The organism is Micromonospora sp. NPDC050200 (assembly GCF_040656135.1).
Lineage (GTDB): Bacteria > Actinomycetota > Actinomycetes > Mycobacteriales > Micromonosporaceae > Micromonospora.
In genome coordinates this window covers 16,717-37,676 of sequence record NZ_JBFALG010000045.1, presented here as the reverse complement: position 1 = coordinate 37,676, position 20,960 = coordinate 16,717, and the positions used below count along the sequence as shown (strand labels likewise).

Sequence of the window (20,960 nt, the reverse complement as noted above, 5' to 3'; positions counted from 1 at the left end):
GTAGCGTGTCGGGTATGGTCCAAAGGTTAGACCAAATGGTAGGGAGTGGCAACCGTCACCCTCAGATGACGAAGCTCTCCAGGGTCTCCGGGGCGAACAGGTCCTCCGGCCGCAACGGCTTCGGCGAGAGGCCCTGGGCGTGGTGATGGCCGAGGAACGACTCGAGCGCGTGCCGGTTGGGCTCCAGCCCGTAGGACCACAGGTCGTCGCCGAGCAGCGCCCGGTCGGCCTCGGCGTGCTGGATGAGCCAGGGCGACATGAAACGCAGCGCGGAGGAGTCCAGGAACGCCTCGTAGGCCAGGCCCTTGGCCCGAGTGAACGCCTGGTGGAGCGACTGGGCGATCCAGCGGTCCGCCTCGTAGACATCCCGTCGGATGGCGACCACGTGCATGATCGGGAAGATCCCGGTGCGGGCGTAGTACGCCTTCTCGGCCGCGACGGGGTCGGCGAACAGGCGACGTACCCGACCGTCGTCGGCATAGAACGAGCTCGGGATCCGCGGACCGTAGAACGCGTCGATCTCGCCGGTGTGCAGCATCTCGGCGAGCGTGCGGTCCGCCGGGATAGCACGGACGTCGAAGGGCACGTCGATGGCGCCCTTCTCGACCCGACCGGGGGTCTCCTGACCACCGGTCAGGTAGCTGACCGAGTCGACCGGCACGCCGTGCTCGTCGGCGAGGATGCCGCGGATCCAGACGTTCGCGGTCAGCTGGAACTCGGCGTTGCCGACCCGCTTGCCGCGCAGGTCGCCGGGCTGCTCGATGCCGCTGTCGGCGTTGACGAAGATCCCGCCGTGCCGGAACATCCGCGAGGTGAAGACCGGGATCGCCACGAACGGCGACGGCTCACCGGCCGCGACAGCACGGCTCAGCGCGGCCGAGTACGAGGACAGCGACATCTCGGCCACGTCGAACTCGCGGTGCCGCACCATCCGGAAGAAGGTCTCCTCCACCGGCAGCCGCAGGTAGGTGAGGTCGATGCCGTCGGGACGCACCGAGCCCTCCCACAGCGCGCGCGTGCGGTCGTAGTCGCCGCAGGCGAGCGTCACCGGATGGCGTCGCATCGGCAGCTCCTCCTCGTCGGCAGCGGTCAGCGGCCCAGCCGCGCGGCCAGACCCGGGTAGACCCGCAGCGCATTCTCACTCATGACCTTCGCGCGGTCCGCATCACTCAGCGACGCCGCCTCGAGGTAGCGCAACGTGTCGTCCCACTCGATGCCGGTCGCCGGGTCGGCGCCTCGCACCGCACCCAGCATCTCCGAGGCGAAGAGCACGTTGTCGGCCGGGACGACGTCGAGCAGGAGGTCGATGCCCGGCTGGTGGTACACGGCGGTGTCGAGGAAGACGTTGCGCCACAGGTCCGCCGGGTCCTGCCAGCCGTTGCGCATCGCCAGACCGCGGAAGCGGCCCCAGTGATAGGGCACCGCGCCCCCACCGTGCGGGATGACCAGGCGTAGCGCCGGGAACCGCTCGAAGAGGTCGGACTGGAGCAGCTGCACGAAGACGCTGACGTCGGCGTTGAGGTAATGCGCACCCAGCGTGTGGAAGTTGGGGTTGCACGCCGTGGAGACGTGGACCATCGCCGGAGCGTCGAGCTCCTCGAGCGCCTCGTACACGGGGAACCACGACTCATCGGTGATCGGCCTGCCGGCCCAGGTGCCCGAGGGGTCGGGGTTGAGGTTGACCCCCACGAAGCCGAGCTCGTCGACGGTGCGGCGGATCTCGGTGACGACGCCGTCGATGTTGCCCGCCGGCGTCTGCGGCAGCTGGGCCACCGGCGCGAACGTCGTCGGGTAGAGCTCGGCGATGCGGTGCACCAGGTCGTTGGACGCGCGCGCCCATGCGGTGGCGGTGTCGGCATCGGCTACGTGGTGCTCCATGCCGGACGCCTTCGGCGAGAAGATCATGACGTCGCCGCCCCGCTCTCGCAGCACCCGGAGCTGGTTGGCCTCGACGCTCTCGCGCAGGTCGTCGTCGCTGATCGGCGACATCAGCGGAGAGAAGCCACCGGATGCGAGGGCTGCCAGCTGGGCGTCGCGGAACGCCTGGAGCTGGCCGGGCGCGGTCGTGTAGTGCCCGTGGATGTCGATGATCACGAGTCGGTCTCCTTGACCCAGTCGGCGTAGTCGACGTAGCGCGCACCGGCCCTCTCGAGCAGCGGGCGCATGTTGTTGACGTCGAGCGCGATCTCACCGGCCTCGTACCGTGACCGCGCGAGCGCCTCCTTCTCCTCGCGCGCGTGGGATGCGGCGAGGACCTCCGCAGCCCGGAGCCGGGCGACGACCACGACTCCGTCGTCGTCGGCGACGATCACGTCACCGGGCGAGACGATCCGTCCGGCGATGCTGATGGGGACGTTGACGTCACCGAGCGTCCCCTTGACGGTGCCCTCGGCGGAGACCGCCTTGGACCACACCGGGAAGCCCATCTCGTTGAGGTCCGCCACGTCGCGGACGCCGGCCTCGATGATCAGCCCACGTACTCCTCGCGCCTTGAGCGAGGTGGCGAGCAGGTCTCCGAAGTAGCCCATGTCGCAGGGAGCCGTCGGAGAGACGACGAGGACGTCGCCTTCGCCGCACTGCTCGACGGCGACCCCGATCATCGTGTTGTCACCAGGAGCGACCGTCGCGGTGACCGCGTTGCCGGAGATGCGGACCCCCCGCTGGACCGGATTGATGTGCGAGCCGAGCAGGCCGGAGCGACCCTGCGCCTCGTGCACCGTGGCGACACCGAAGCCGCCCAGCGCGTCCGCCACCGCGCGGTCGGCGCGGGGCGGGTTGGTGACGATGAGGCCGCTCAACGGACGGCTCCGCCGGGCTGGCCGATCAGGGCGGGCATCATCGAGACGTGGATGGCGTCCTCGTCGGTCTCGCCGGCGAGCACCCGGATGGCGTGGTCGACCTGGTCGATGCCGTAGCGGTGCGTGGCCAGCTTCTCCAGGGGGAAGCGGTGGGAGGCCAGCTGCGCGACGGCGAGCTCGCACGCGTTGAACGAGTGGCCGCGCGCGGACTTGATCGTGATCGCCTTCTCGGTGATCTTCTTGACCGGGAAGTCGGGGAACGCCGCGAGCTCACCCTGGATGAGCAAGGTGCCCCCACGTCGCTTGAGCACGTCGACGCCGAGCAGCACGGGAGCCGTGCCCGCGCGCGAAGTGCAGTCGAGCACATGGTCGAGACCGCGACCGCCGGTGAGGTCCATGACCTTCTCCCGCGGGTCCTCGGTCATCACGTCGATGACGGCGTCGGCGCCGAGCTCCATGGCCAGCTCGAAGCGAGCCTTGTCGCGCGTGGTGCCGGAGACGATGACCTGGGCGGCACCGGCCGTCTTGGCGGCGACGAGCTGGGCGAGGCCCTGCTGACCGGGGCCCTGGATCAAGACGGTGTCGTTGTAGCCGACGCCGGCGGTGAGCAGCGCCCACTCGATGCCGTTGGACAGCGGCATCACCAGACCGGCCTCTTCGGCGGTGATGCTGTCCGGGATCTTGTGGAGGACAGCGTTCCAGGGCAGGTACATGTACTCCGAGAAGCCGCCCCACAGGGTCCCCTCGAAGCCGGTCGAGGTGTAGCCGAAGCGGCGCGCGTCCGGGTTCGTGCGCCAGTCGGTGGCCTCGCAGTGGCGGTACTCGCCGATGCGGCACCATTCGCAGTTGAAGCACGCGACGTAATGCTCGACGAAGACGCGGTCGCCCTCCTGCAGGCCGTGGCGCTCCTTGAACCTCTCGCCGGCCTCGGCGATCACGCCGACGTTCTCGTGACCCATGATGACCTCCCCCTGAGTCGCGGGGCTGGTCGGCGGGGTGGAGTAGAGCTTGACGTCCGTGCCGCAGATGCCGGCGACCTCCACCTCGAGCAGAGCAGACTCGGCGTCGATCCGCGGCCTGTCGAACTCGCGCATCTCGGTCGTGCCGGGTGCGGTCCGGACCGCCGCGAGCACCTTGTCGGTCATCGATTCTCCCTCGCCGCAAACCGTCATTGGCAGAATGGTCTGACCAGCATATCATCGGGTCGTGAGGCGGGTCACTGCCTCACCTCCAACGGCCCATCTGCCCGAGATCCGCTGCGCCGCCCGCGAGGAGCCCCATGCCCGAGCTGCTGACCCTGACCCGCCCGCAGGGCGCCAACCGAGCCCTTGTCGATGGTGAGATCGGCCTTCCGGGCTACTCGTTGGCGTTCGCCGACGAGCCGGTGCTGGTCAAGGGCTTCCGCAAGATGGTCCGCGGTCTCGAGTACGACATCGCCGAGATGGCGCTCACGACGTACCTGACCGCCAAGGAGCACGGCGCCGCCTTCACCGCCCTCCCGGTCTTCCTCGTCCGCGGCTTCCACCACGGCAAGACCCAGGTGCTGCGCGACGGCTCGATCAGCACGCCGAAGGATCTGGCCGGGGCCCGGGTCGGCGTCAACCGGGGCTACACCGTGACCGCAGGCGTCTGGGCGCGTGCGGCGCTCGCCGAGCACGGGCTCGACCTCGACTCGGTCACCTGGATGCTCTCGGGCGACGAGCACGTGGCGACGTACGTCCCTCCGACGAACGTCGTTCCCGCGCCCGAGGGCCGCTCGCTCGAGGAGATGCTGCTCGCCGGTGAGCTGGACGCGGTCGTCAACGCCGGGATCGAGCACCCCGACGTCGTGCCGCTCATCCCGGAGCCGACCGAGGCGGGGATAAGGATGCTTCTCGAGCGCGGGATCTTCCCGATCAACCACCTCGTGGTCGTGAAGGACTCGCTGCTCGCGGAGGACCCCGACCTCTCGGTCGCGCTCTTCGAGGCGTTCGCGGAGGCGAAGCGTCGCTACGTGCAGAAGCTGGGTCGCGGCCTCGTGGAGAGCAAGGACGACCGGCTGCTCGGCCGGATCCTGGCCGAGACGGGGGCGGACCCGCTCCCCTACGGGCTCGAGGCGAACCGAAAGGTGCTCACCGAGCTGCTCGAGCATGCCCGCGCCCAGCACATCCTGACCGGCTCCCTCGCACTGGAGGACGTCTTCGTCGCCAACACGCTGCGCCTGCACGACTGACAGTCGTCAACCCGTCCGGGACAGGTCAGCAGACCCGGCGCAGGCCGCTGCCGGCCTCGTAGACGCGCGCGCTCCCGGTCGGCACCACGAGCGCCGAGGCGTCGTCGTCGCTGAGGCCTTCGAGCAGCTGGGCGAGCATGCGGAGCGTGTTGCCGTGCGAGACGACCAGGACGGTGTGGCCCGCGTCGAGGGCGGGGAACAGCTCGTCGTCGACGTACGGTCGCAACCGCTCGCGTACGTCGGACAGGCTCTCGGCCCTGCCGTCGGCGTCGACGGGCGGCCGGGCGTCGACGCCACGCCGCCAGCGGGCGACGCGAGCGGCGCCGTAGCGCTCGGCGGCCTCGGCGCGCGGCATCCCCTGCAGGGCGCCGTAGTGGCGTTCGTTGAGCCGCGCGGTGCGCAGGACCGGAGCATCGGGAACCCCGCACGCGTCCAGGATGAGGTCCGCGGAGTCGCGTGCGCGAGCGAGCAACGACGTGTGCGTGACGTTCGGCGAGATCCCGTTCGCGCGCAGCCGGACGCCGGTCGAGCGGGCCTCTTCTCGGCCGGCCTCGGTGAGCGCGACGTCGGCCCAGCCCGCGAACCGGTCGGCCGCGTTCCACGCGCTCTCACCGTGGCGGGCCAGGACGAGCATCAGTGCCGCGCGAGGAAGTCCAGCACCCGCCGCTGGGACGACTCCGGGGTCTGCTCGGCGACCGGCACGTCCCAGTACTCGTTGTCGGGCAGGCACTCCTGCAGATAGCGCGCAGCGGAGCGGGTGTGGGAGAGATCCTCACCCGGGACGATGAGCGCCGGGACGTCGAGGACCTGCAGGTCCTCGGGCTCGGGGCCGGGCACGGTGTCGCGGTCGAAGAGGAGCCGAGCCGTTCCGCTGACGATGGTGGCGTAGCGGCCGGCATCGCGCCCGGCATAGCTCGCCGCGAAGGCGTCATCGGTGCGCAGCGCCGCCGCCCACGGGCCGACCCGTGGATCCTTGCTGAAGCCGGCGCCCGTCGAGCGGGCCAGCTCGACGACGGCCTGCAACCCGTGTTCCGCGACGAAGCCGAGGTGCTGGGTGAAGCGGCGCTGTTGAGCGGCGCGGTAGGTCACCCCACCGGCCGGGGAGAACAGGACCATCGAGCGCACGCGCTGCGGGTGGGCGACCGCGAGCAGGGCGGCGGTCGAGCAGCCGACACAGCCGCCCATCGCGTGGGCGTCCTCGATGCCGAGGTGGTCGAGCAGGGCGACGGCCTGGGCGACGTACTTGTCCCAGGACAGCCGTTCGAGCCGGCCACCCGACCGCCCGGACTCGCGCCGGTCGAAGACGATGCAGGTGTAGCTCTGCGAGAGGGCGGGGATGAAGCCGAGATCCTTGTACCGGCCGAACGTCGTCCAGTTCTCGAGGCTCGAGTCGAACCCGCCGGGGCTGAACATGAGAACAGCCGGCCCGCTGCCGATGCTCTCGTAACGGGTGGGGATGTCGTCGAGGTCGACGATGGGCACGGCTGCTCCTCTGTGTCTGGTGCTCTACTTCTGTCCGCGGAGCTTCCGGGCGCCGCGGATGTCGGAGGCGCACTCGACGAGCGCGTCGTAGGCCACCTTCGCGACGTTGGCGTAGGTGTCGGGCTCCTTGTCGACGTTGCCCGCGTCGTAGCCGATCGCGGCCGTGACCATGCGGATCCGGCCGTCCAGCCAGGGGCCGCCGCCGAAGCCGCCGAGCACCGGGATGTCCACGGCATCGACCACCACCGGGCCGACGACCGGACCGGAGTTGGTGAAGTTGAGCGCAACGGCGCCGGCCGCCTCGAGCCGTTTGGCCTCGGTGACGAGCTCCTCCAGCATCTCGTCCGGGACCTGGGCGCTGCTGGCGGCGGAGTACTCGATGCCGTACTTCAGCGACGTCTGGGGCGTGATGCCGAACTGCGGGAAGACCGGGATGCCCGCACGCGTGATCGCCTCGACTGCCTCGGGGTGCTGCGAAGCGCCGTCGAGCTTCACCAGGTCGACACCGGCCTCCTTCACCAGTCGGACGGCGGCCCTGACTGCGGTCGCAGTGCCCTCCTGGAGCGGCCCGAACGGGAAGTCGGCACTGAGCAGGGCTCTCTGCACCCCGCGGCGCACCGCCTTGGCGACGACCAGCAGCTCGTCCAGCGTGATCTCGAGCGGGCGGGCCTGGCCCCACAGGTTCACCCCGACCGTGTCGCCGACCGAGACGATGTCAGCGCCGGCGCGGTCGGCCAGCTGCGCCATCTGGTAGTCCCAGGCGACGAAGCAGACACTCTTCTCACCCGCGGCCTTCATCGCCCGGAGCGACGGAACGGTGACCTTCGGCGTCGTCCCCATGCTCATGCCCGGGTCGCTCGGAGCAGCTCGACGAGGTCGTCCTCCTCGGCCGGGACCAGCAGGATCCGGGCGTGGGGACGGAGGTGGAAGAGCGCCTCGCTGGTGAGGGCACCGGGTGTGACGACCAGGCCGGCCGTCATGATGCCGCGGACCTTGCAGGCGGCACCGATCGTGCCGACGGCCTCAGCGTTGGAGCCGTCCACCGACACCAGGACGACGGTGTTGCTGTCGTCGAGCGCATCGGCCAGCTCGACCGACTCTCCGGCTGTGGTGACGAGAGTCAGCCCCGGGTCGGTGACGCTGTAGAACCGGGCCTGGCCCCACTCCATCGAGGCCGTGCGACGCACGATCTCCTCGGCTGCGGGGTCGAGCGCGATGACCCTCGTGTTGCGTGTCGCCGCGAGCGGGTAGTCGATGCGGAACGCCGCCTCCTTGGCGGTGGTGGCCTCGGCGCAGGCGCTGACGCCCGCCGGGATCGAGAGCTGTTCGGCCACGGTGACTCAGACCGTGGTCTGGGGGACGCCCGGCTTGGCGATCATGGCCTCGCCGATCCCCTCGACGAAGGACTGGTCGGCGGGCAGCACGATGGCGACCGAGCGCACCTTCTGGTCCTGGGGCCGGTTCCCGACCGGCTCGGTGCCTTCCTGCAGCGCCAGCGCGGCCTTACGGAGCTTCTGACGGGCCTTGATGATGCCGGCGTCGGTGGCAACGAGGCGCTCCTTGGTCCGGTCGACGATCGGACCCATGGACTCCTGGAGCGAGGAGTCCTGCAGCGCGATGCCCTCGATGCCCGAGTACGTCTCCCCGCGGCGCTGGGCCTCCCGGTCCATCAGGTAGTCGTTGTCCTTGTTGGCGATCGGGCGGTAGGCCGCGTCGTTGGCGCTGTGGACACCCTTGCCGGCCCGCATGGCGGCAACCTCGGTCCCGGTGAGCTCGCGGGTCGGGTGGTAGTCGAAGCTGTAGGCCCAGCAGTTCTCGTCGTCGATCGGCACCCAGAAGTGGCCGTGAACCGGGTGGTCGCCGCGCGGAGGCACCATGGTGAAGTTCGGAAGCACCCACGGCGTCACGCGCCAGTAGTAGTGCCCTTCCTCGGCGTTGCGGCGGGCGCCGATGAGCAGGCCACCCTCGGAGTCGACGACCTCGAAGAACGGCTTGAGGTCACCCTTGTTGTACTCGTTGCCCTTCGACCCCTGGAAGAGCGGGTCGCTCTCCAGGTTTCCGCCGTGCAGGAACGTGACGTGGCTGGAGTCGATGCCGCCCTCTAGCGCCTGGAGCCAGTTGCACTCCTGGAGACGCTTGGACGTGAACGCCTGTCCGTCCGGGACCGTGTAGGCCTCCCACTCCGGCAGCGGGGGCTGCTTCGCGGGGTCCCCGAGGTAGGCCCAGAGCACGTCACCGCGCTTCACCATCGGGTACGACTTCAGCTTCACGTTGGCGCAGAAGTTGCTGGTCTCCGGCTCGCTGGGGACCTCGATCGCCTGACCGGTGTAGTCGTACTTCCAGCCGTGGTAGGGGCAACGCAGCCCGCCCTGCTCGTTGCGTCCGAACCACAGGGAGACGCCGCGGTGTGCGCAGAACTCGTCCATCAGCCCGTAGTTGCCGTCGGAGTCGCGGATGGCGACGAGCCGCTCCGAGAGGATCTTCACCCGGACCGGCGGGCAGTCGTTGTCCGGCAGCTCCTCGGCCAGGAGCACGGGCTGCCAGTAGCGACGGAAGAGCTCACCCGTCGGCGTACCGGGGCCCGTCTGGGTGAGGAGTTCGTTGATCTCGGTGCGAAGCATCGTGGGTTCCTTCCGGTCTGACGTTTAACTATCAGACCATTAGACAGAAGACAATGGGCGCGAGCCCGCCGAACAAGGGGCGCTAAAAGACGGCGGGAGTCAGGGCTGCGTGGGCGGAACGTCGACCGTCAGGCCGTCCAGGTCCTCGGTGAGCTCGATCTGGCAGCCGAGCCGACTGCAGTCGCGTCGGTCCTCGACGCCCAGGTCGAGCAGGTCGTCCTCGAGGTCACCGGGCCCGCCGACGGTGGCCGTGAACTCGTCGCGGACCCAGACATGACACGTGGCGCAGGAGTTGTTGCCTCCGCACTCGCCGATGATGCCGGGCACTCCGTTGCGGAGGGCCGCGCTCATGACGTTCTCACCGACCGCCGCATCGACGATCCGCGTGTCGCCGCCACTGCCCACGTACACGACCTTCGGCACCCGAAAGCTCCTTCTCAATAGCCAATGGCCTAACCATTCTACCGAGGATGCGACCTGCGTCAACCGCCACGTGCTCATCGAGCCGAAACGGCCTGGCCAGCGCGCGCGGGTGGTTCGGTGTCGGCCTGTCGGGTCATCGCCGGGGGCGCCACGACGCCGTCATGCAGCGGCCTCGGCTCGGATCTGCCGACGTCGGCACGTCGCGCGGGACAGACCTCGGCAATTCAGAGTGATTCGCGCGCATCGAGGTCGATGAGGGAAAGGTGCAGCCGACCTGCAAGGATGTGGTTGCCTAGACCGTATCCACAGTAGAATCGGGTGCACCTTTCTGGTGAGCAAGCGTAGCGGATAGGACGAGCGGCTATCGGTAGCCGCCGGTGGGAAGGGCCTGGTCGGTCACGCTGGCACGGTTCTGCTGCGGCGGTGCGCGGACCGGACCGGGTTGACCAGGGCGTTGAGCGCGGTCGCGCCGAAGGGTAAGGGGCCGGGCTGGTGGGACCGGGGCGCGGTCCTGGTGTCCGTGGCGGTGTCGATCGTGCTCGGCGCGACCAGCATGTCCGATATCAACCTCCTCGCCCATCAGGTCGGCGTGTTCGGTGACCCGCCGTCGGACTCCACCGTCCGCCGCACCCTTGACGGGCTCGACGCGGCAACGCTGACCCGGATCGCCAAGGCCCGCGCGAAGGTCCGCCGCCGGGTGTGGGACCTTGTACCGTGCCAGAACTCGCTGCGCCGGCCTGACCTGCGGCTTCGTTGATCACGTCAGGACGCTCGGTGGTACTCGTTGATCACGCCGCCGAGGATCCGTCGTCGCCGTATTGGAGTGTCGATCGGGATGACGACGCTGGGCTCGTGGTTCGGTGGGTGTTGGGCGAGGCCCTGATGTGGACGATGCCCGTTGAAGTGGGCCACATAGTCTTCGAGGACCGCACGGGCGTGCCGCTCGTTGTAGATCAACATCCGGTCGGTGCACTCGGAACGGACGCTGCGGATGAACCGTTCCGCGTAGCAGTTCGCTCGGGGTGTCCGTGGCGGAGTCTTGACCACGTCGACACCTTCGCCGGCGAACACCGAGTCGAAGGACGCGGCGAACGTGGTGTCCCGGTCGCGGATCAAAAACTGGAACGAGCCGATCCGGTCGCCGAGGCCCATCACCAGGTTGCGGGCCTGCTGCGTCGTCCAGGCTGCGGTCGGGTGTTCGGTGACGCCGAGGATGTGCACCCGGCGGGTGGCGATCTCCATAACGACGAGGACGTACAGCCGGCGCAGGGTGATGGTGTCGAGGTGGAAGAAGTCGACCGCGAGCAGCCCAGTCGCCTGGGCGCGGAGGAAGGTCCGCCAGGAGGTGTCCACTCCACGGGGCGCCGGGCCGATCCTGGTGGCGGCGAGGATCCGGCGGATCGTGCCGGCACCGACCTGGTGACCGAGCCCCACCAGCTCACCCTGAATGCGCCGATGCCCCCATGAAGGGTTCTCCCGGGCAAGTCGTACGACAAGATCCCGAACCTCAGCGGTGATAGGCGGACGACCCAGCCTGTTCGGATACGTCCAGTGCCGGGCAACCAGGCGACGATGCCACGCCAGCAGCGTGGCCGGGGTGACGATCCGATGCTCCCGCAGCCGGCAGGGCAGCAGCCTGGTCAGCGCGGCCAGCACCGCCCGATCCGGCCACGAGGGCCGTGAGCGACCGACCTGTCGTCGCAACACGGCGACCTCGTGCCGCAACACCAACAGCTCCGCCGTCTTGGCGGCATCGCTCCGCGCGAGGAGCACGAGCCAGCCGAACACCCGAATCATGACCAGGTAGAGCAGTCGAACAGCCACGAACCCAATCATGTTTCAGCTCGGTCAAACTCCAGCTCACAACCTGTGCGTCGAGTTTCGGCACGGTACAGGCCCGCAAATCGAACACCGAAGACCCGCATTCCGAACACCGCAGCGCCGCAAATCGAAAGCGAACCTCCCCGCAGATCGAAACCACGCCAGTTATCATGAGGCGTGCCCACACCGCACCTGATCCCCCGCCGCGCCGCCACGCAGGTCGACGCCGCCCTGGCCGACACCCGCGTCGTACTGATCAGCGGAGCACGCCAAGCAGGCAAGAGCACCCTGGTCCGCATCGTCGCCGGCGATCGCCTCGCCGAGCGCCGCGACCTCGACCGAGCACCGGACCGGGCGGCGGCGATCGCCGACCCGGTCGGCTTCGTCGACTCCTCCGAACTCCTGGTCATCGACGAGATCCAGCGCGCTCCGGAACTGCTGCTGGCCATCAAGGCAGCCGTCGACGAGGATCCCCGTCCCGGCCGGTATCTGCTCACCGGATCATCCCGGCTGTTCGGCATGGTGGCTGCCCCGGACGCGTTGCCCGGCCGGATGGAAACCGTCGAACTCTGGCCGTTCTCCCAAGGCGAACTCGACGGAGCGCCGGACGGATTCGTCGACGCCGTCTTCGCGCTCGGTCCGGACCTGCGACACGAGTCGGAGGTGACCCGCGCCGATTACGCGGCCAGAATCGTGCGCGGCGGCCTACCCGAGGCCACAGTCCGCGCGGACCCGCGGCGCCGCCAACGGTTCTTCGACGCGTACGTCCAAGCGCTCATCGATCGCGATGTCCTGCAGCTGTCCGACATCCAGCACAAGGGCGAGCTACGTAAGCTGGTACGCCTCCTGGCAGCCAGATCCGCGACCATCATCGCCGCCAACTCCCTCGAATCCGCCCTCGGGCTGAGCCGGCCGACGATCGCACGCTACCTCCAGGCCCTGGAAGAGATCTTCCTGGTCAAGCGGATCCCCGGTTGGTCCCGCAACCTGGGCACCCGTGCCACCGCCGCCCCAAAACTGATCTTTGTCGACTCGGGCATCGCCGCCAACGAGATCGCGACCGACGCCCGGGCGTTGCTCCGGCCGGGCGCCCCGTTCGGCCCGCTGCTCGAATCATTCGTCCTGTCCGAACTGTCGCGCCAGCTCACCTGGTCCGACCAGTTCATCGATCTCTCCCACTACCGGGACCAGAGCAGGTACGAAGTCGACGCGGTGCTCGAGAACAGATCCGGGCATGTCGTCGGGATCGAAGTCAAAGCAGCCTCCACCATCGGACCCGACGACTTCCGCGGGCTACGCCGACTCGCCGACCGCCTCGGCGACGACTTCATCGCCGGCATCGTCCTCTACACCGGGACCTCCACGCTGCCGTTCGGCGACAGACTCCGCGCCCTGCCAGTCAGCGCCCTGTGGCAGACTCCCGCCCCGCCAGCAGACTGACCTCGCTCCCTCCGCAGGTCACTCCCAGCTGGTGAGGGCCCACCGATGACCGAACGACCTGGTCTGCTGATCTTCAGCAAGCGAGCACAGCAACGCCGCATCGCGACCTGCATCCCATCGAAGAAATGAAGAAGCCGCAGGTCATCAGCCTGCGGGCGCGGGCGGAGCAGCGGGTTAGCGAGTCTCAATGTGACTTCGGTTGATCTTGGTGGGCAGGGTGGAGTGGCCGGCGCGATGGGGTCGCGTCGGTAGATGGCGCTGCTGGTTCAGGCTGTGGCGCGGATCGCTGGTGCCGGTCGGGTGAAGGTCTTGCGGTCGCGTACGAGTGCCCAGAGGACGTCGACGCGTCGTCGGGCGAGGGCGAGTATGGCTTGGCGGTGGTTCTTTCCTTCGGCGCGCTTCTTCTCGTAGTAGGCGCGGGAGACAGGGCACTCTCGGGCGGCGGTGAAGGCGGCCATCCACAGAATGTGCCGCAGCCGCCGGTGAAAGCGGCGAGGCTGGCGATGATTCCCCGAAACCGTTCCGGAGTCGCGAGACACCGGCGCCAAACCTGCGTGCGCCGCCAACTTCGCCGGGCTGTCGTACTCGGTCATGCCAGCGGTGTGGACGAGCAGTTCGGCGGTCAGCAGGGGGCCCATGCCCGGCAGGCTCGCCACGATCGGCGCGAGGGGGTGCTGGTCGAGCTGCTCGGCGATGAGGTCGTCGACGGCGGCGATCCGCTGTTCCAGGGCAAGAATCTCGGTGGCCATCTGCCCGACCACCACGGCGGCGGCCCGTTGCCCTGGCAGGTTCACGGTCTGCTGCCGCGCGGCGGCGACCATCGCCTCGGCGACCTGGATGGCGTTCTTGACGTGGCCGCGCCGGAGCAGGGCGGTGATCCGGTCGACGCCGGCGTGCCGAATCGCCGCGGGGGTCTGCCAGCAGGCAAGGACCATCATCGGGGCCTTCCGGTTGAGGTCGACCGCGCGTTCCAGGGCGGGACTGATCCCGGTGAGCAGTTCCTGCAACCGGAACAGGGTGGCGACGCGCTGCCCGACGAGGTCAGCGCGGTAGCTGGTCAGCACGGTGAGTTCGGCGAGGAGCCGGTCGGAGGGTTCCAGGATCGGGATGTCGGGGCGCATGCGGATGGTCTGGGCGATGACCACCGCGTCGCGGGCGTCGGTCTTGTTCTCCCCGGCGAACGCGGCGGCCATGTGGAACGCGACGGTGCCGGAGACGTAGCGGACCTGGACCTGCCGCCGCCACAGCAGGGTCAGCAGCAGCGCGGACAGGCCGGTGGTGACATCCACCGCCCAGCAGACCGGACGGCCGTGCGTCGAGACCTCGGCCATGACGGTGAGCAGGGCGGTTTCGTCGTTGGCGACACGGCGGGAGTAGACGAGTCGACCGTCGCCATCAACGGCGGCGACGTGGTGGTGGGTCTTGCCGATGTCCACGCCGATCCACAGCTTCGCCACCCTCGCGCCTCTCCTTCATTCGATCGGATTTCTGTCGGGCCGTCGTCTGTGGGTTCGGATTTGCCGGCACCTTCTACCAATGCGAACGCAGGTCGCGGGTCTCCATCAGCGGTCTACCGAATCTCGCGGACGATGAAGCGGCGGGTGGCATCTCCTACCGTCAGCCAAGCAATCTCGGCGAAACACACGCAGCCATACCCACCGCTCCCGGGCATCGGGGTCTACGGCCAGGAGGGCCGTGCCCGTTCAACCAACGCGTCCGCGAGGCGGGAGCGGGTGGCACCTCGAAGCTCAGCCACGATCACGGCGGAACACACACAGCCATCCCCGCTCCCGGCCCCGCGGGCACGGCGACCCCAGCCTCCCGCCGTCGCCAGCCGGCGCCTCGGACACGCTGTGCGAGAGCCGGGATCGATCGAGCGCGGCGAAGGCGTACGGCGTGACTGCCCATAACGGGGGCGCGGGGCCGCCGTTCCTTGACTGGCCTGATTCTCACGCCAACCGTCGCTGCAGCGGCTTGAATGGCGGTGTGCAGGTCAGCAAGGACGGGCGGGACTGGCGCATCGGCGCCGCCGCCGACGTGGGCTGGATCGCTGGTCACACCACTGCCGGCGTCTCGATCACCACCGCCATCCCGCCGGTCTTCGACGCCTACGCCACCACGTACCAGGCCGACGACGTTACCGCCGCCGCCTACGAGCAGGCCTTGGTCGAAGACCTCATCACGCACACTCCGGACCAGCCGTGGTGGCTGGCCTACCTCGACACCGGCGCCCACGATGTCGTCTTCCCCCGCGCCCCGAGGGTGTCGCTCTACTGGGACTGGCCGTACGTGCTGGTCGAGGCCGGCCCTGAGCAGGCCCTCACCTGGCGCACCGGTGGTCATATGCGCCACGGCCGCGGAGCGCTACCCGACTTGTTCTTTCCCGCCGACCGGTCATGGCTTGTCTCCGCGCTCTGGGACGACGCCTGGGCCTGTATCGGTGGCCCGGCACCCGTGATCCACACCCTCGAACGCGACCCCGTGGCCAACGCCCGCCAGATCCGACCTGACGAAGACGCGCTGCCACCGGGGCTGACCCGCGAGTGACGACCAACGCCGACGCCGCGGTCAGCCCCCGACGGTGGCTACCGTCGCCACTTCTCGGCGGCCCGGCAGTCGCTGGTCGGTTTGCCGTAGATCCGCTTCCCGTCCGGGCCCGCATAGCAGTGCTCCAGTTGGTCCTCTGCCTGGAACAGCGGACGCCTGTCGATCTCCGTCCCCTTGGCGTCGTAGCTGACCAGTTCAGGATCGTTGCCGGCCTTAAGTCTTGCGTCGCTGGTCATCAGGCCGAACACACCTCCGGAGAGCCGGGCTGCTGTGGTGTGGCCGTCGCCGTGGTCGAGTACGAGCCGGTGGACACGCCCGCTGACCCGGCCGCTGACGCTGACGTCCCCACCGTCGGACTCGGTGGAGGTCAGCAGCAGCCGCTGCACCGGCCCGGGCAGCCACTCACCGTGCGGCCAGGGATCGGTGGCGCCCCCGCCGGACTCACGGTCCGTTCCCGGCGACTCGACGTCGCAGGTGGCGTAGCCGACGTCGTTCATGAACAACACCAGCGCGCGGTCACCCCGCTCGATGGCCACCGCCAGGTCGGCCAGGGACACCGGGACGGGTCGCTCGCTCGGGTTCTGCCGCGTCTGCCGTTGCGGGGAGTTCCACCGAAGGCACCGCTCGGCCGCATCCTGCAGCGTCGGCGACAACTCACCCGGTCCCATGGCCAGCACCTGCACGGGCGATCGGTCCGGCCGCTGCCACATCACCGCCGCGACACCGGACGCCACGGCCAGCAGCACTACCCCCGCCAGGGCGGCTCGCAGTCGTGGCGTACGAGCTGGGCGCAGGCGCACAGAACTCAGGATCCGGGCCCGCATCGCGTGCGCCGCCTTCGGCGGCAGGTCCCGCTCCGCGGGCAGGTCGAGAATGTTGTTCACCGCTTCCCCTCCTGAATCTCCTCGGGCAGCAGCCGCGCCAGGCGGCTGCGCGCGCGACTCACCCTCGACCGCACCGCCACCTCACTGATTCCCAACACGGATGCCGCGTCCGGGTACGACACGCCGGACCACAGGCACAACGCCACCGCCTCCCGCTCGGCCGGCGGCAACCCGCGGACCACCGAGAGGACCTCGGTCATCCGCCGCTCGTCGTCGAGCCGCGCGGAAACCTCGTCTGCGAGGTCACCATCGGCGTACCGCTCCGCCGGTAGGCGCCGTATCAGCGCCAGCCACCGCCGCGCCGACCGCCACTCGGAGCGGACCGCGTTGGTGGCGACGACCAGCAGCCACGGCAGCGCTGAGCCGTCCACCAGGCGGGCGTCGTGGCGGCGGCGCCACGCGACGAGGAACGTCGCCTGGGTGACGTCCTCGGCCGTCGACCACGAGCCGGTCAGCCGGAACGCGTGGTTGTAGACCGGGCGGGAGTACCGGTCGAAGAGCCGACCGAACGCCGACTCGTCACCGGCGGCGATCGAGGACCACAGTTCCTCGTCCGACGGCCGTATTTGATGCCTCACACCACACTATGGCCGCTCACGCCGACTCTGTTGCAGGTCACGGCGCACCTCTCGAACGAAAGCGGCGGACAGACAGCGCGCGGGCTCCGCCGTGCACGTATCCCGCCGCGCCGACGGCGAAGATCGTGACGGCGGTGAGCCAGGGTGCTGTCGTGGTGGAGGGCTGGATCGGCCAGGCCCCGGCGAACCGTGCGTCAGGTGTCGAGGCCTGCGAGGTTGAGGCGTTCGAGCAGGCTGGGCTTGCGGGCGTGCGCCGCCCGTAGCTCGGCCAGCCGGTGTCGGAACGATGAGGTGTTTCCGTCGCGTTCGTCGAGGTCGCGTAGGTCGACGAGGAGTTGTACGGCGGTGTCGTACTCGCGGGGTTTCTTCGTGGCGATGAGTTCGTCGACCCGCTGCCAGGCGGTGGGTTGGTCGACTGCGAGGGTGTCGAGGTGCCGTTGCCGGGCGGCTGCGGCGGAGCGTTCCCGGCTGACCCGGTCGCGTTCGCGCTGCTCGGCGTCCCGTCGTTCCCTTTCGGCGCGCAGGTCCGCGGCGGTGGCGAGTAGTTGCCCGGCAGTACGGACGGCCGTCGGGGCTGACGCGTCGGCGGGATGCGCGTCGCGGTAGCGGCGCAGCAGTCGGCTGCGTAGGTGGCTGTCGCCGCCGGTGATCAGGTCGGTCAGGATGGCGTCCTTGTCCCGAGCGGGCAGCCCGACGACCCAGGTGCGTAGTTGGGCAGTGGTCGGTTCACCGGAGGCGGCCGGCGTCGACCCGACTGCCGCAGCCGCGATCAGGTCAGGGTCGATGCGCAGGAACTCGGCGACGGCGGTGAGGGGCGCGTCGAGGGCGCCCAGGCCGGCGGGGACGGGCGGTTCGGGCTCGTCGTCGGCGATCTCCTCGGACTGTACGCAGCGCAGCCAGGCCAGGTAGAGCAGGCGCAGGTCACCGGCGGCGAGGCCGGCCCGGACCGGGATGATCGAGGCGAGCAGACCGTGGCCGTCGAGATCCCACTCATCGGTGCCGTCCTCGTCCTCGTCGTGGACGTCGATGATGACGTGCTCGCCAGCGGTCCAAGCGGACGCGCTGTCACCCTGGCAGTTCCGGGCGACGGTGGCGGGGTCGAGCACGTGTTTCGGTAGTCGCAGCATGAGCCGGCGGGTGCCCCAGTTCGCCAGGTACAGGTGCGCGTCGAAGTACCGTTCCATCAGCGTGCGCGGGTCGCCCTTGAAGTCGCCCCACTCGTAGGTGTTCACGAAGCTGGTGGCGGTGATGTCGGCCCGGGTCGACATCGACCGCAACTCGGCCCGCTCCCGGCCGGTGAGGGGCCGGTCGACGGCGGTGAACTCGTAGTACTGGTACTCGCTCACCGCCGGCCTACCTCCCGGCCCAGTGCCGGTAGGCGTCGATCCACGCGGCGCCGTCCGGCGCGGGGGTTGGTAACGGCAGGTCGAGCAGGTCGATCCTCTGCCGGTGGCGGCCCCGGACACAGACCGCGACAATGGTGTCCGCGGTCAGGTCGACCTTCCGCACCGTGACCTCGACACCGAGGACGGTGGTGGGGAACGGCACCGCCAGATGCTCATCGATCATGGTGAACAGGCCGGTGAGCTGCTCGTCGTCGCCGTACGCGTCGACCGTGGCTTCCTCGATCATCGCCTCCAGCGCGGCGGTCCCCTTCGATGCCATCGGCGGAGGATATCGGACCGGTATCGAGGTGTTCGGAGCCCGATGCGCGAGGATGGTCGGCATGGGTTCGGTGGCCGAGTTCGTCGATCTTCGGCGGGAGGTGGAGCGGCTACGGGCCGAGAACGCCCGGCTGGCACGTCTGCTGGAGCTGCGCGGTCAGGACACGACTGCGGCGCCGGAGCAGTTGTCCGCGCCGGTTGAGCCGCCAGGGCTGGTCACCATGGCTTCGCCGGCTCAGGACAAGCTGGCGCTGTTCGCCGACCGGTTCCGGGCCCGGGCCGACGTGTACGCCGTGCGCTGGGAGAACGCCCGAACCGGCGCCGCCGGGTGGATGCCCGCGGTCTCCGGCGGTTGGCGCAAGGGTATGGACCGGCGGGGTGCCACCTACCTGCCCCGTACGGCGGAGGTCGTCGCGGCGCATCTCGTCGGCGACGTGTTCATGGGCCTGTACCCGCTGATGGCCGGCAACACCTGCCACTTCGTCGTGGCCGACTTCGACGGCCCGACGGCGATGCTCGACGCCCTCGCCTACGTGAAGGCGGCACGGGCCAGTGCGGTGCCGGCCGCGTTGGAGATCTCCCAGTCAGGCCGCGGGGCCCACGTGTGGGTCTTCTTCACCGGCGCTGTTCCCGCGGCCACCGGGCGGGCTGTCGGCACCGTTCTTCTCCGTGAGGCGATGGTGCTGCGCGGGTCGATGGATCTGCGGTCGTACGACCGACTGTTCCCCCACCAGGACGTCCTGCCCGAGGGCGGCTTCGGCAACCTGATCGCCGCACCGCTACAGGGCCGCCGCGCAAGGACGGACTGACCACCTTCCTCGACCTCGGCACGCTCGAGCCGTACGCGGACCAGTGGGCGTTCCTGTCGACGCTGGACCGGCTCAGCCCCGGCGACGCCGAACGGATCGCCCGGCAGGCCAAGCAAGCCGTCACCGGTGCCGACGTCGCCACGATGAGCCGGTCCGCCGCGACCCAGGTCCATCCTCCGCTACCTCCGGTGGTCCACGCGGAGGCCGGTGCCGGGCTGAGCATCGACGCCAGACAGCTCACCCCCGCCGCGCTGGCAACGTTCAAGCACACCGCCGCCATGGTCAACCCGAAGTTCTACGAGCTGCAGCGACTCCGCAAGTCCACCTGGGACACCCCACGCTTCATCCAGGGCTACAACCTCACCCTCGATGACCGCCTGGTACTCCCGCGGGGCCTGCGGCACACCATCGCCACCATCGTCGAGCGCGCCGGGTCGCGGCTGGTCGTCACGGACGTACGAAACTCCGGGACCGAGATCGACACCGCGTTCACCGCCGAACTCACCAGCAAGCAGGCCAACGCGGTCGGCGCACTTCTCGCCCACGACGACGGAATTCTGGTCGCCCCACCGGGCTCCGGCAAGACCGTCATGGCCTGCGCCGTGATCGCCGAACGCAACACCTCCACCCTCGTCCTCGTCGACCGCAAAGCCCTAGCCGACCAGTGGCGCACCCGCATCGAGCAGTTCCTCGACATCAAGCCCGGTCAACTCGGCGGCGGCCGACGCAAGCTCACCGGCACGGTGGACATCGCGCTGCTGCCCTCCCTGGCGCGGCACGACGACGTCGCCACCCTGACCCAGAGGTACGGCCACGTCGTCGTCGACGAATGCCACCACCTCGGCGCCGCAGCCTACGAGCACTCGGTCAAACGGATCGCCGCGCAGTTCTGGCTCGGCCTCACCGCCACCCCCACCCGACGCGACGGCCTCGGCCAACTCGTCACCTGGCAACTCGGACCCGTCCGCCACACCCTGACCGACGAGGAACAAGGCACCCTCGCGGCCGCGATGCACACCGACGCCGGACCCCGTCGAGCACTGTTCATCCACGAGACCACATTCCAGCCCGGCGACATAGACCTGGACGCGCCCGGCGCGCTCGCCGAGGTCCACCGAAGGCTGGCCCTCGACGAGCCCCGCAACACCCAGATCGCCGATGATGTCGCAGCAGCCCTGACCCGCGGCCGCAACTGTCTCGTCCTGACCCGACGGGTCGCCCAGGTCGAGGCACTCACCGCTCTGCTCGCCGCACGCGGACATCAGGCGCTCGTGCTCCAAGGCGCGATGAGCACCAGCGAACGGCGGACCATCGTCGACCGGCTCGACGGCGCCAAAGCCGGTGAGGGCCTGCTCGTCATCGGCACCACACCGTTCATCGGCGAAGGCTTCGACGCCCCCGCCCTCGACACCCTCTTCCTCGCCGGCCCGATCTCCTACGACGGCCTACTCGTCCAATGCGCCGGCCGCGTCATCCGCGCCGCACCCGGCAAGGACCTCGCCGAGGTCCACGACTACCACGACCCGGCCACCCCCATCCTCGCCGCCTCACTCCCACGCCGCATGCCCGGATACCGGGCCCTCGGCTTCACCAGAACATGAGTGCATGCCATCGCGATCACCATGACTGGTCCCGCCGGTTACAGGGATATGATAAAAAGCCAAGCGTGCTGGGCCTAGCA

At 69.4% G+C, this 20,960-nt stretch carries 22 protein-coding genes; 6 read left to right on the top strand and 16 right to left on the bottom strand.

Going from position 1 to position 20,960, the window contains the following annotated elements; all coding sequences use genetic code 11:
- Positions 1 to 61: 61 nt before the first annotated feature.
- The 4 genes from AB0I41_RS25340 to AB0I41_RS25325 are packed head-to-tail and all read right to left on the bottom strand — an operon-like array spanning position 62 to position 3,943.
- Positions 62 to 1,063 carry an ABC transporter substrate-binding protein gene (locus AB0I41_RS25340; protein ID WP_357112286.1) on the bottom strand — a complete coding sequence of 334 codons (1,002 nt, stop codon included), beginning with the start codon at positions 1,061 to 1,063 and terminating at the stop codon, positions 62 to 64.
- 26 nt (positions 1,064 to 1,089) lie between these two features.
- The gene (locus tag AB0I41_RS25335; RefSeq protein WP_357112283.1) at positions 1,090 to 2,094 is read right to left on the bottom strand and encodes an amidohydrolase family protein; all 1,005 of its coding nucleotides are present in this window, start codon (positions 2,092 to 2,094) and stop codon (positions 1,090 to 1,092) included.
- Complete coding sequence (locus AB0I41_RS25330) at positions 2,091 to 2,798, bottom strand: 4-carboxy-4-hydroxy-2-oxoadipate aldolase/oxaloacetate decarboxylase (RefSeq protein ID WP_357112281.1); 708 nt, start codon at positions 2,796 to 2,798, stop codon at positions 2,091 to 2,093. The genes AB0I41_RS25335 and AB0I41_RS25330 overlap by 4 nt, the downstream gene beginning before the upstream one ends.
- On the bottom strand, positions 2,795 to 3,943 hold the full coding sequence (locus AB0I41_RS25325; RefSeq protein WP_357112278.1) for an alcohol dehydrogenase catalytic domain-containing protein: 1,149 nt from the start codon (positions 3,941 to 3,943) through the stop codon (positions 2,795 to 2,797). The genes AB0I41_RS25330 and AB0I41_RS25325 overlap by 4 nt, the downstream gene beginning before the upstream one ends.
- Before the next feature lie 134 nt (positions 3,944 to 4,077).
- On the opposite strand from AB0I41_RS25325, the gene AB0I41_RS25320 reads away from it, so the two are divergent.
- Entirely contained in the window at positions 4,078 to 5,010 is a 933-nt protein-coding gene (locus AB0I41_RS25320; RefSeq protein ID WP_357112275.1) for an ABC transporter substrate-binding protein, read from the top strand.
- Between the two features lie 25 nt (positions 5,011 to 5,035).
- On the opposite strand, the gene AB0I41_RS25315 is transcribed toward AB0I41_RS25320, so the two are convergent.
- The 6 genes from AB0I41_RS25315 to AB0I41_RS25290 form a co-directional block, all read right to left on the bottom strand.
- Complete coding sequence (locus tag AB0I41_RS25315; RefSeq protein WP_357112273.1) at positions 5,036 to 5,644, bottom strand: 2,3-diphosphoglycerate-dependent phosphoglycerate mutase; 609 nt, start codon at positions 5,642 to 5,644, stop codon at positions 5,036 to 5,038.
- A complete protein-coding gene (locus AB0I41_RS25310) occupies positions 5,644 to 6,492 on the bottom strand; it encodes an alpha/beta hydrolase (protein ID WP_357112270.1) in 849 nt (282 codons plus the stop codon). Before AB0I41_RS25310 ends, AB0I41_RS25315 begins: the two co-directional genes overlap by 1 nt.
- 24 nt (positions 6,493 to 6,516) lie before the next feature.
- The gene (locus AB0I41_RS25305) at positions 6,517 to 7,338 is read right to left on the bottom strand and encodes a 3-methyl-2-oxobutanoate hydroxymethyltransferase (RefSeq protein WP_357112267.1); all 822 of its coding nucleotides are present in this window, start codon (positions 7,336 to 7,338) and stop codon (positions 6,517 to 6,519) included.
- Positions 7,335 to 7,826, bottom strand: coding sequence for a hypothetical protein (locus AB0I41_RS25300; protein WP_357112265.1), 492 nt, complete (start codon positions 7,824 to 7,826; stop codon positions 7,335 to 7,337). The genes AB0I41_RS25305 and AB0I41_RS25300 overlap by 4 nt, the downstream gene beginning before the upstream one ends.
- 6 nt (positions 7,827 to 7,832) lie before the next feature.
- On the bottom strand, positions 7,833 to 9,113 hold the full coding sequence (locus tag AB0I41_RS25295; protein ID WP_357112263.1) for a Rieske 2Fe-2S domain-containing protein: 1,281 nt from the start codon (positions 9,111 to 9,113) through the stop codon (positions 7,833 to 7,835).
- Between the two features lie 99 nt (positions 9,114 to 9,212).
- Entirely contained in the window at positions 9,213 to 9,536 is a 324-nt protein-coding gene (locus tag AB0I41_RS25290) for a 2Fe-2S iron-sulfur cluster-binding protein (RefSeq protein ID WP_357112260.1), read from the bottom strand.
- Between the two features lie 442 nt (positions 9,537 to 9,978).
- Between AB0I41_RS25290 and AB0I41_RS25285 the strand changes: the two genes are divergently transcribed.
- Entirely contained in the window at positions 9,979 to 10,293 is a 315-nt protein-coding gene (locus AB0I41_RS25285; RefSeq protein ID WP_357112256.1) for a hypothetical protein, read from the top strand.
- A gap of 5 nt (positions 10,294 to 10,298) precedes the next feature.
- On the opposite strand, the gene AB0I41_RS25280 is transcribed toward AB0I41_RS25285, so the two are convergent.
- Entirely contained in the window at positions 10,299 to 11,360 is a 1,062-nt protein-coding gene (locus tag AB0I41_RS25280) for an integrase core domain-containing protein (RefSeq protein ID WP_357112253.1), read from the bottom strand.
- Positions 11,361 to 11,534: 174 nt separating this feature from the next.
- On the opposite strand from AB0I41_RS25280, the gene AB0I41_RS25275 reads away from it, so the two are divergent.
- Complete coding sequence (locus tag AB0I41_RS25275; protein WP_357112250.1) at positions 11,535 to 12,797, top strand: ATP-binding protein; 1,263 nt, start codon at positions 11,535 to 11,537, stop codon at positions 12,795 to 12,797.
- 266 nt (positions 12,798 to 13,063) lie between these two features.
- Here AB0I41_RS25275 and AB0I41_RS25270 read toward each other — a convergent pair whose 3' ends face one another.
- Positions 13,064 to 14,254 (bottom strand): IS110 family transposase, encoded by a 1,191-nt coding sequence (locus tag AB0I41_RS25270; RefSeq protein WP_357112247.1) that lies wholly within the window; start codon positions 14,252 to 14,254, stop codon positions 13,064 to 13,066.
- Positions 14,255 to 14,783: 529 nt separating this feature from the next.
- On the opposite strand from AB0I41_RS25270, the gene AB0I41_RS25265 reads away from it, so the two are divergent.
- Positions 14,784 to 15,344 carry a hypothetical protein gene (locus AB0I41_RS25265; protein WP_357112244.1) on the top strand — a complete coding sequence of 187 codons (561 nt, stop codon included), beginning with the start codon at positions 14,784 to 14,786 and terminating at the stop codon, positions 15,342 to 15,344.
- Between the two features lie 38 nt (positions 15,345 to 15,382).
- On the opposite strand, the gene AB0I41_RS25260 is transcribed toward AB0I41_RS25265, so the two are convergent.
- From AB0I41_RS25260 to AB0I41_RS25245, 4 genes are all read right to left on the bottom strand, one after another.
- On the bottom strand, positions 15,383 to 16,228 hold the full coding sequence (locus AB0I41_RS25260; RefSeq protein WP_357112241.1) for a hypothetical protein: 846 nt from the start codon (positions 16,226 to 16,228) through the stop codon (positions 15,383 to 15,385).
- Positions 16,225 to 16,806, bottom strand: coding sequence for an RNA polymerase sigma factor (locus AB0I41_RS25255; protein ID WP_357112239.1), 582 nt, complete (start codon positions 16,804 to 16,806; stop codon positions 16,225 to 16,227). Before AB0I41_RS25255 ends, AB0I41_RS25260 begins: the two co-directional genes overlap by 4 nt.
- A gap of 194 nt (positions 16,807 to 17,000) precedes the next feature.
- Positions 17,001 to 18,152, bottom strand: coding sequence for a hypothetical protein (locus AB0I41_RS25250; RefSeq protein WP_357112236.1), 1,152 nt, complete (start codon positions 18,150 to 18,152; stop codon positions 17,001 to 17,003).
- A gap of 7 nt (positions 18,153 to 18,159) precedes the next feature.
- On the bottom strand, positions 18,160 to 18,471 hold the full coding sequence (locus AB0I41_RS25245; RefSeq protein ID WP_357112234.1) for a hypothetical protein: 312 nt from the start codon (positions 18,469 to 18,471) through the stop codon (positions 18,160 to 18,162).
- A gap of 61 nt (positions 18,472 to 18,532) precedes the next feature.
- Here AB0I41_RS25245 and AB0I41_RS25240 point away from each other — a divergent pair, with 61 nt between their 5' ends.
- Positions 18,533 to 19,279, top strand: a complete 747-nt coding sequence (locus AB0I41_RS25240; protein ID WP_357112231.1) for a hypothetical protein — start codon at positions 18,533 to 18,535, stop codon at positions 19,277 to 19,279.
- Positions 19,280 to 19,467: 188 nt separating this feature from the next.
- Positions 19,468 to 20,880, top strand: a complete 1,413-nt coding sequence (locus AB0I41_RS25235; protein WP_357112228.1) for a DEAD/DEAH box helicase family protein — start codon at positions 19,468 to 19,470, stop codon at positions 20,878 to 20,880.
- Positions 20,881 to 20,960 lie beyond the last annotated feature (80 nt).

Coding starts and splice junctions, on each gene's coding strand:
- AB0I41_RS25245 (WP_357112234.1), bottom strand. CDS start 18,471: ATGGCATCGAAGGGGACCGCCGCGCTGGAGGCGATGATCGAGGAAGCC.
- AB0I41_RS25315 (WP_357112273.1), bottom strand. CDS start 5,644: ATGCTCGTCCTGGCCCGCCACGGTGAGAGCGCGTGGAACGCGGCCGAC.
- AB0I41_RS25240 (WP_357112231.1), top strand. CDS start 18,533: ATGGGTTCGGTGGCCGAGTTCGTCGATCTTCGGCGGGAGGTGGAGCGG.
- AB0I41_RS25340 (WP_357112286.1), bottom strand. CDS start 1,063: ATGCGACGCCATCCGGTGACGCTCGCCTGCGGCGACTACGACCGCACG.
- AB0I41_RS25320 (WP_357112275.1), top strand. CDS start 4,078: ATGCCCGAGCTGCTGACCCTGACCCGCCCGCAGGGCGCCAACCGAGCC.
- AB0I41_RS25305 (WP_357112267.1), bottom strand. CDS start 7,338: ATGAGCATGGGGACGACGCCGAAGGTCACCGTTCCGTCGCTCCGGGCG.
- AB0I41_RS25325 (WP_357112278.1), bottom strand. CDS start 3,943: ATGACCGACAAGGTGCTCGCGGCGGTCCGGACCGCACCCGGCACGACC.
- AB0I41_RS25295 (WP_357112263.1), bottom strand. CDS start 9,113: ATGCTTCGCACCGAGATCAACGAACTCCTCACCCAGACGGGCCCCGGT.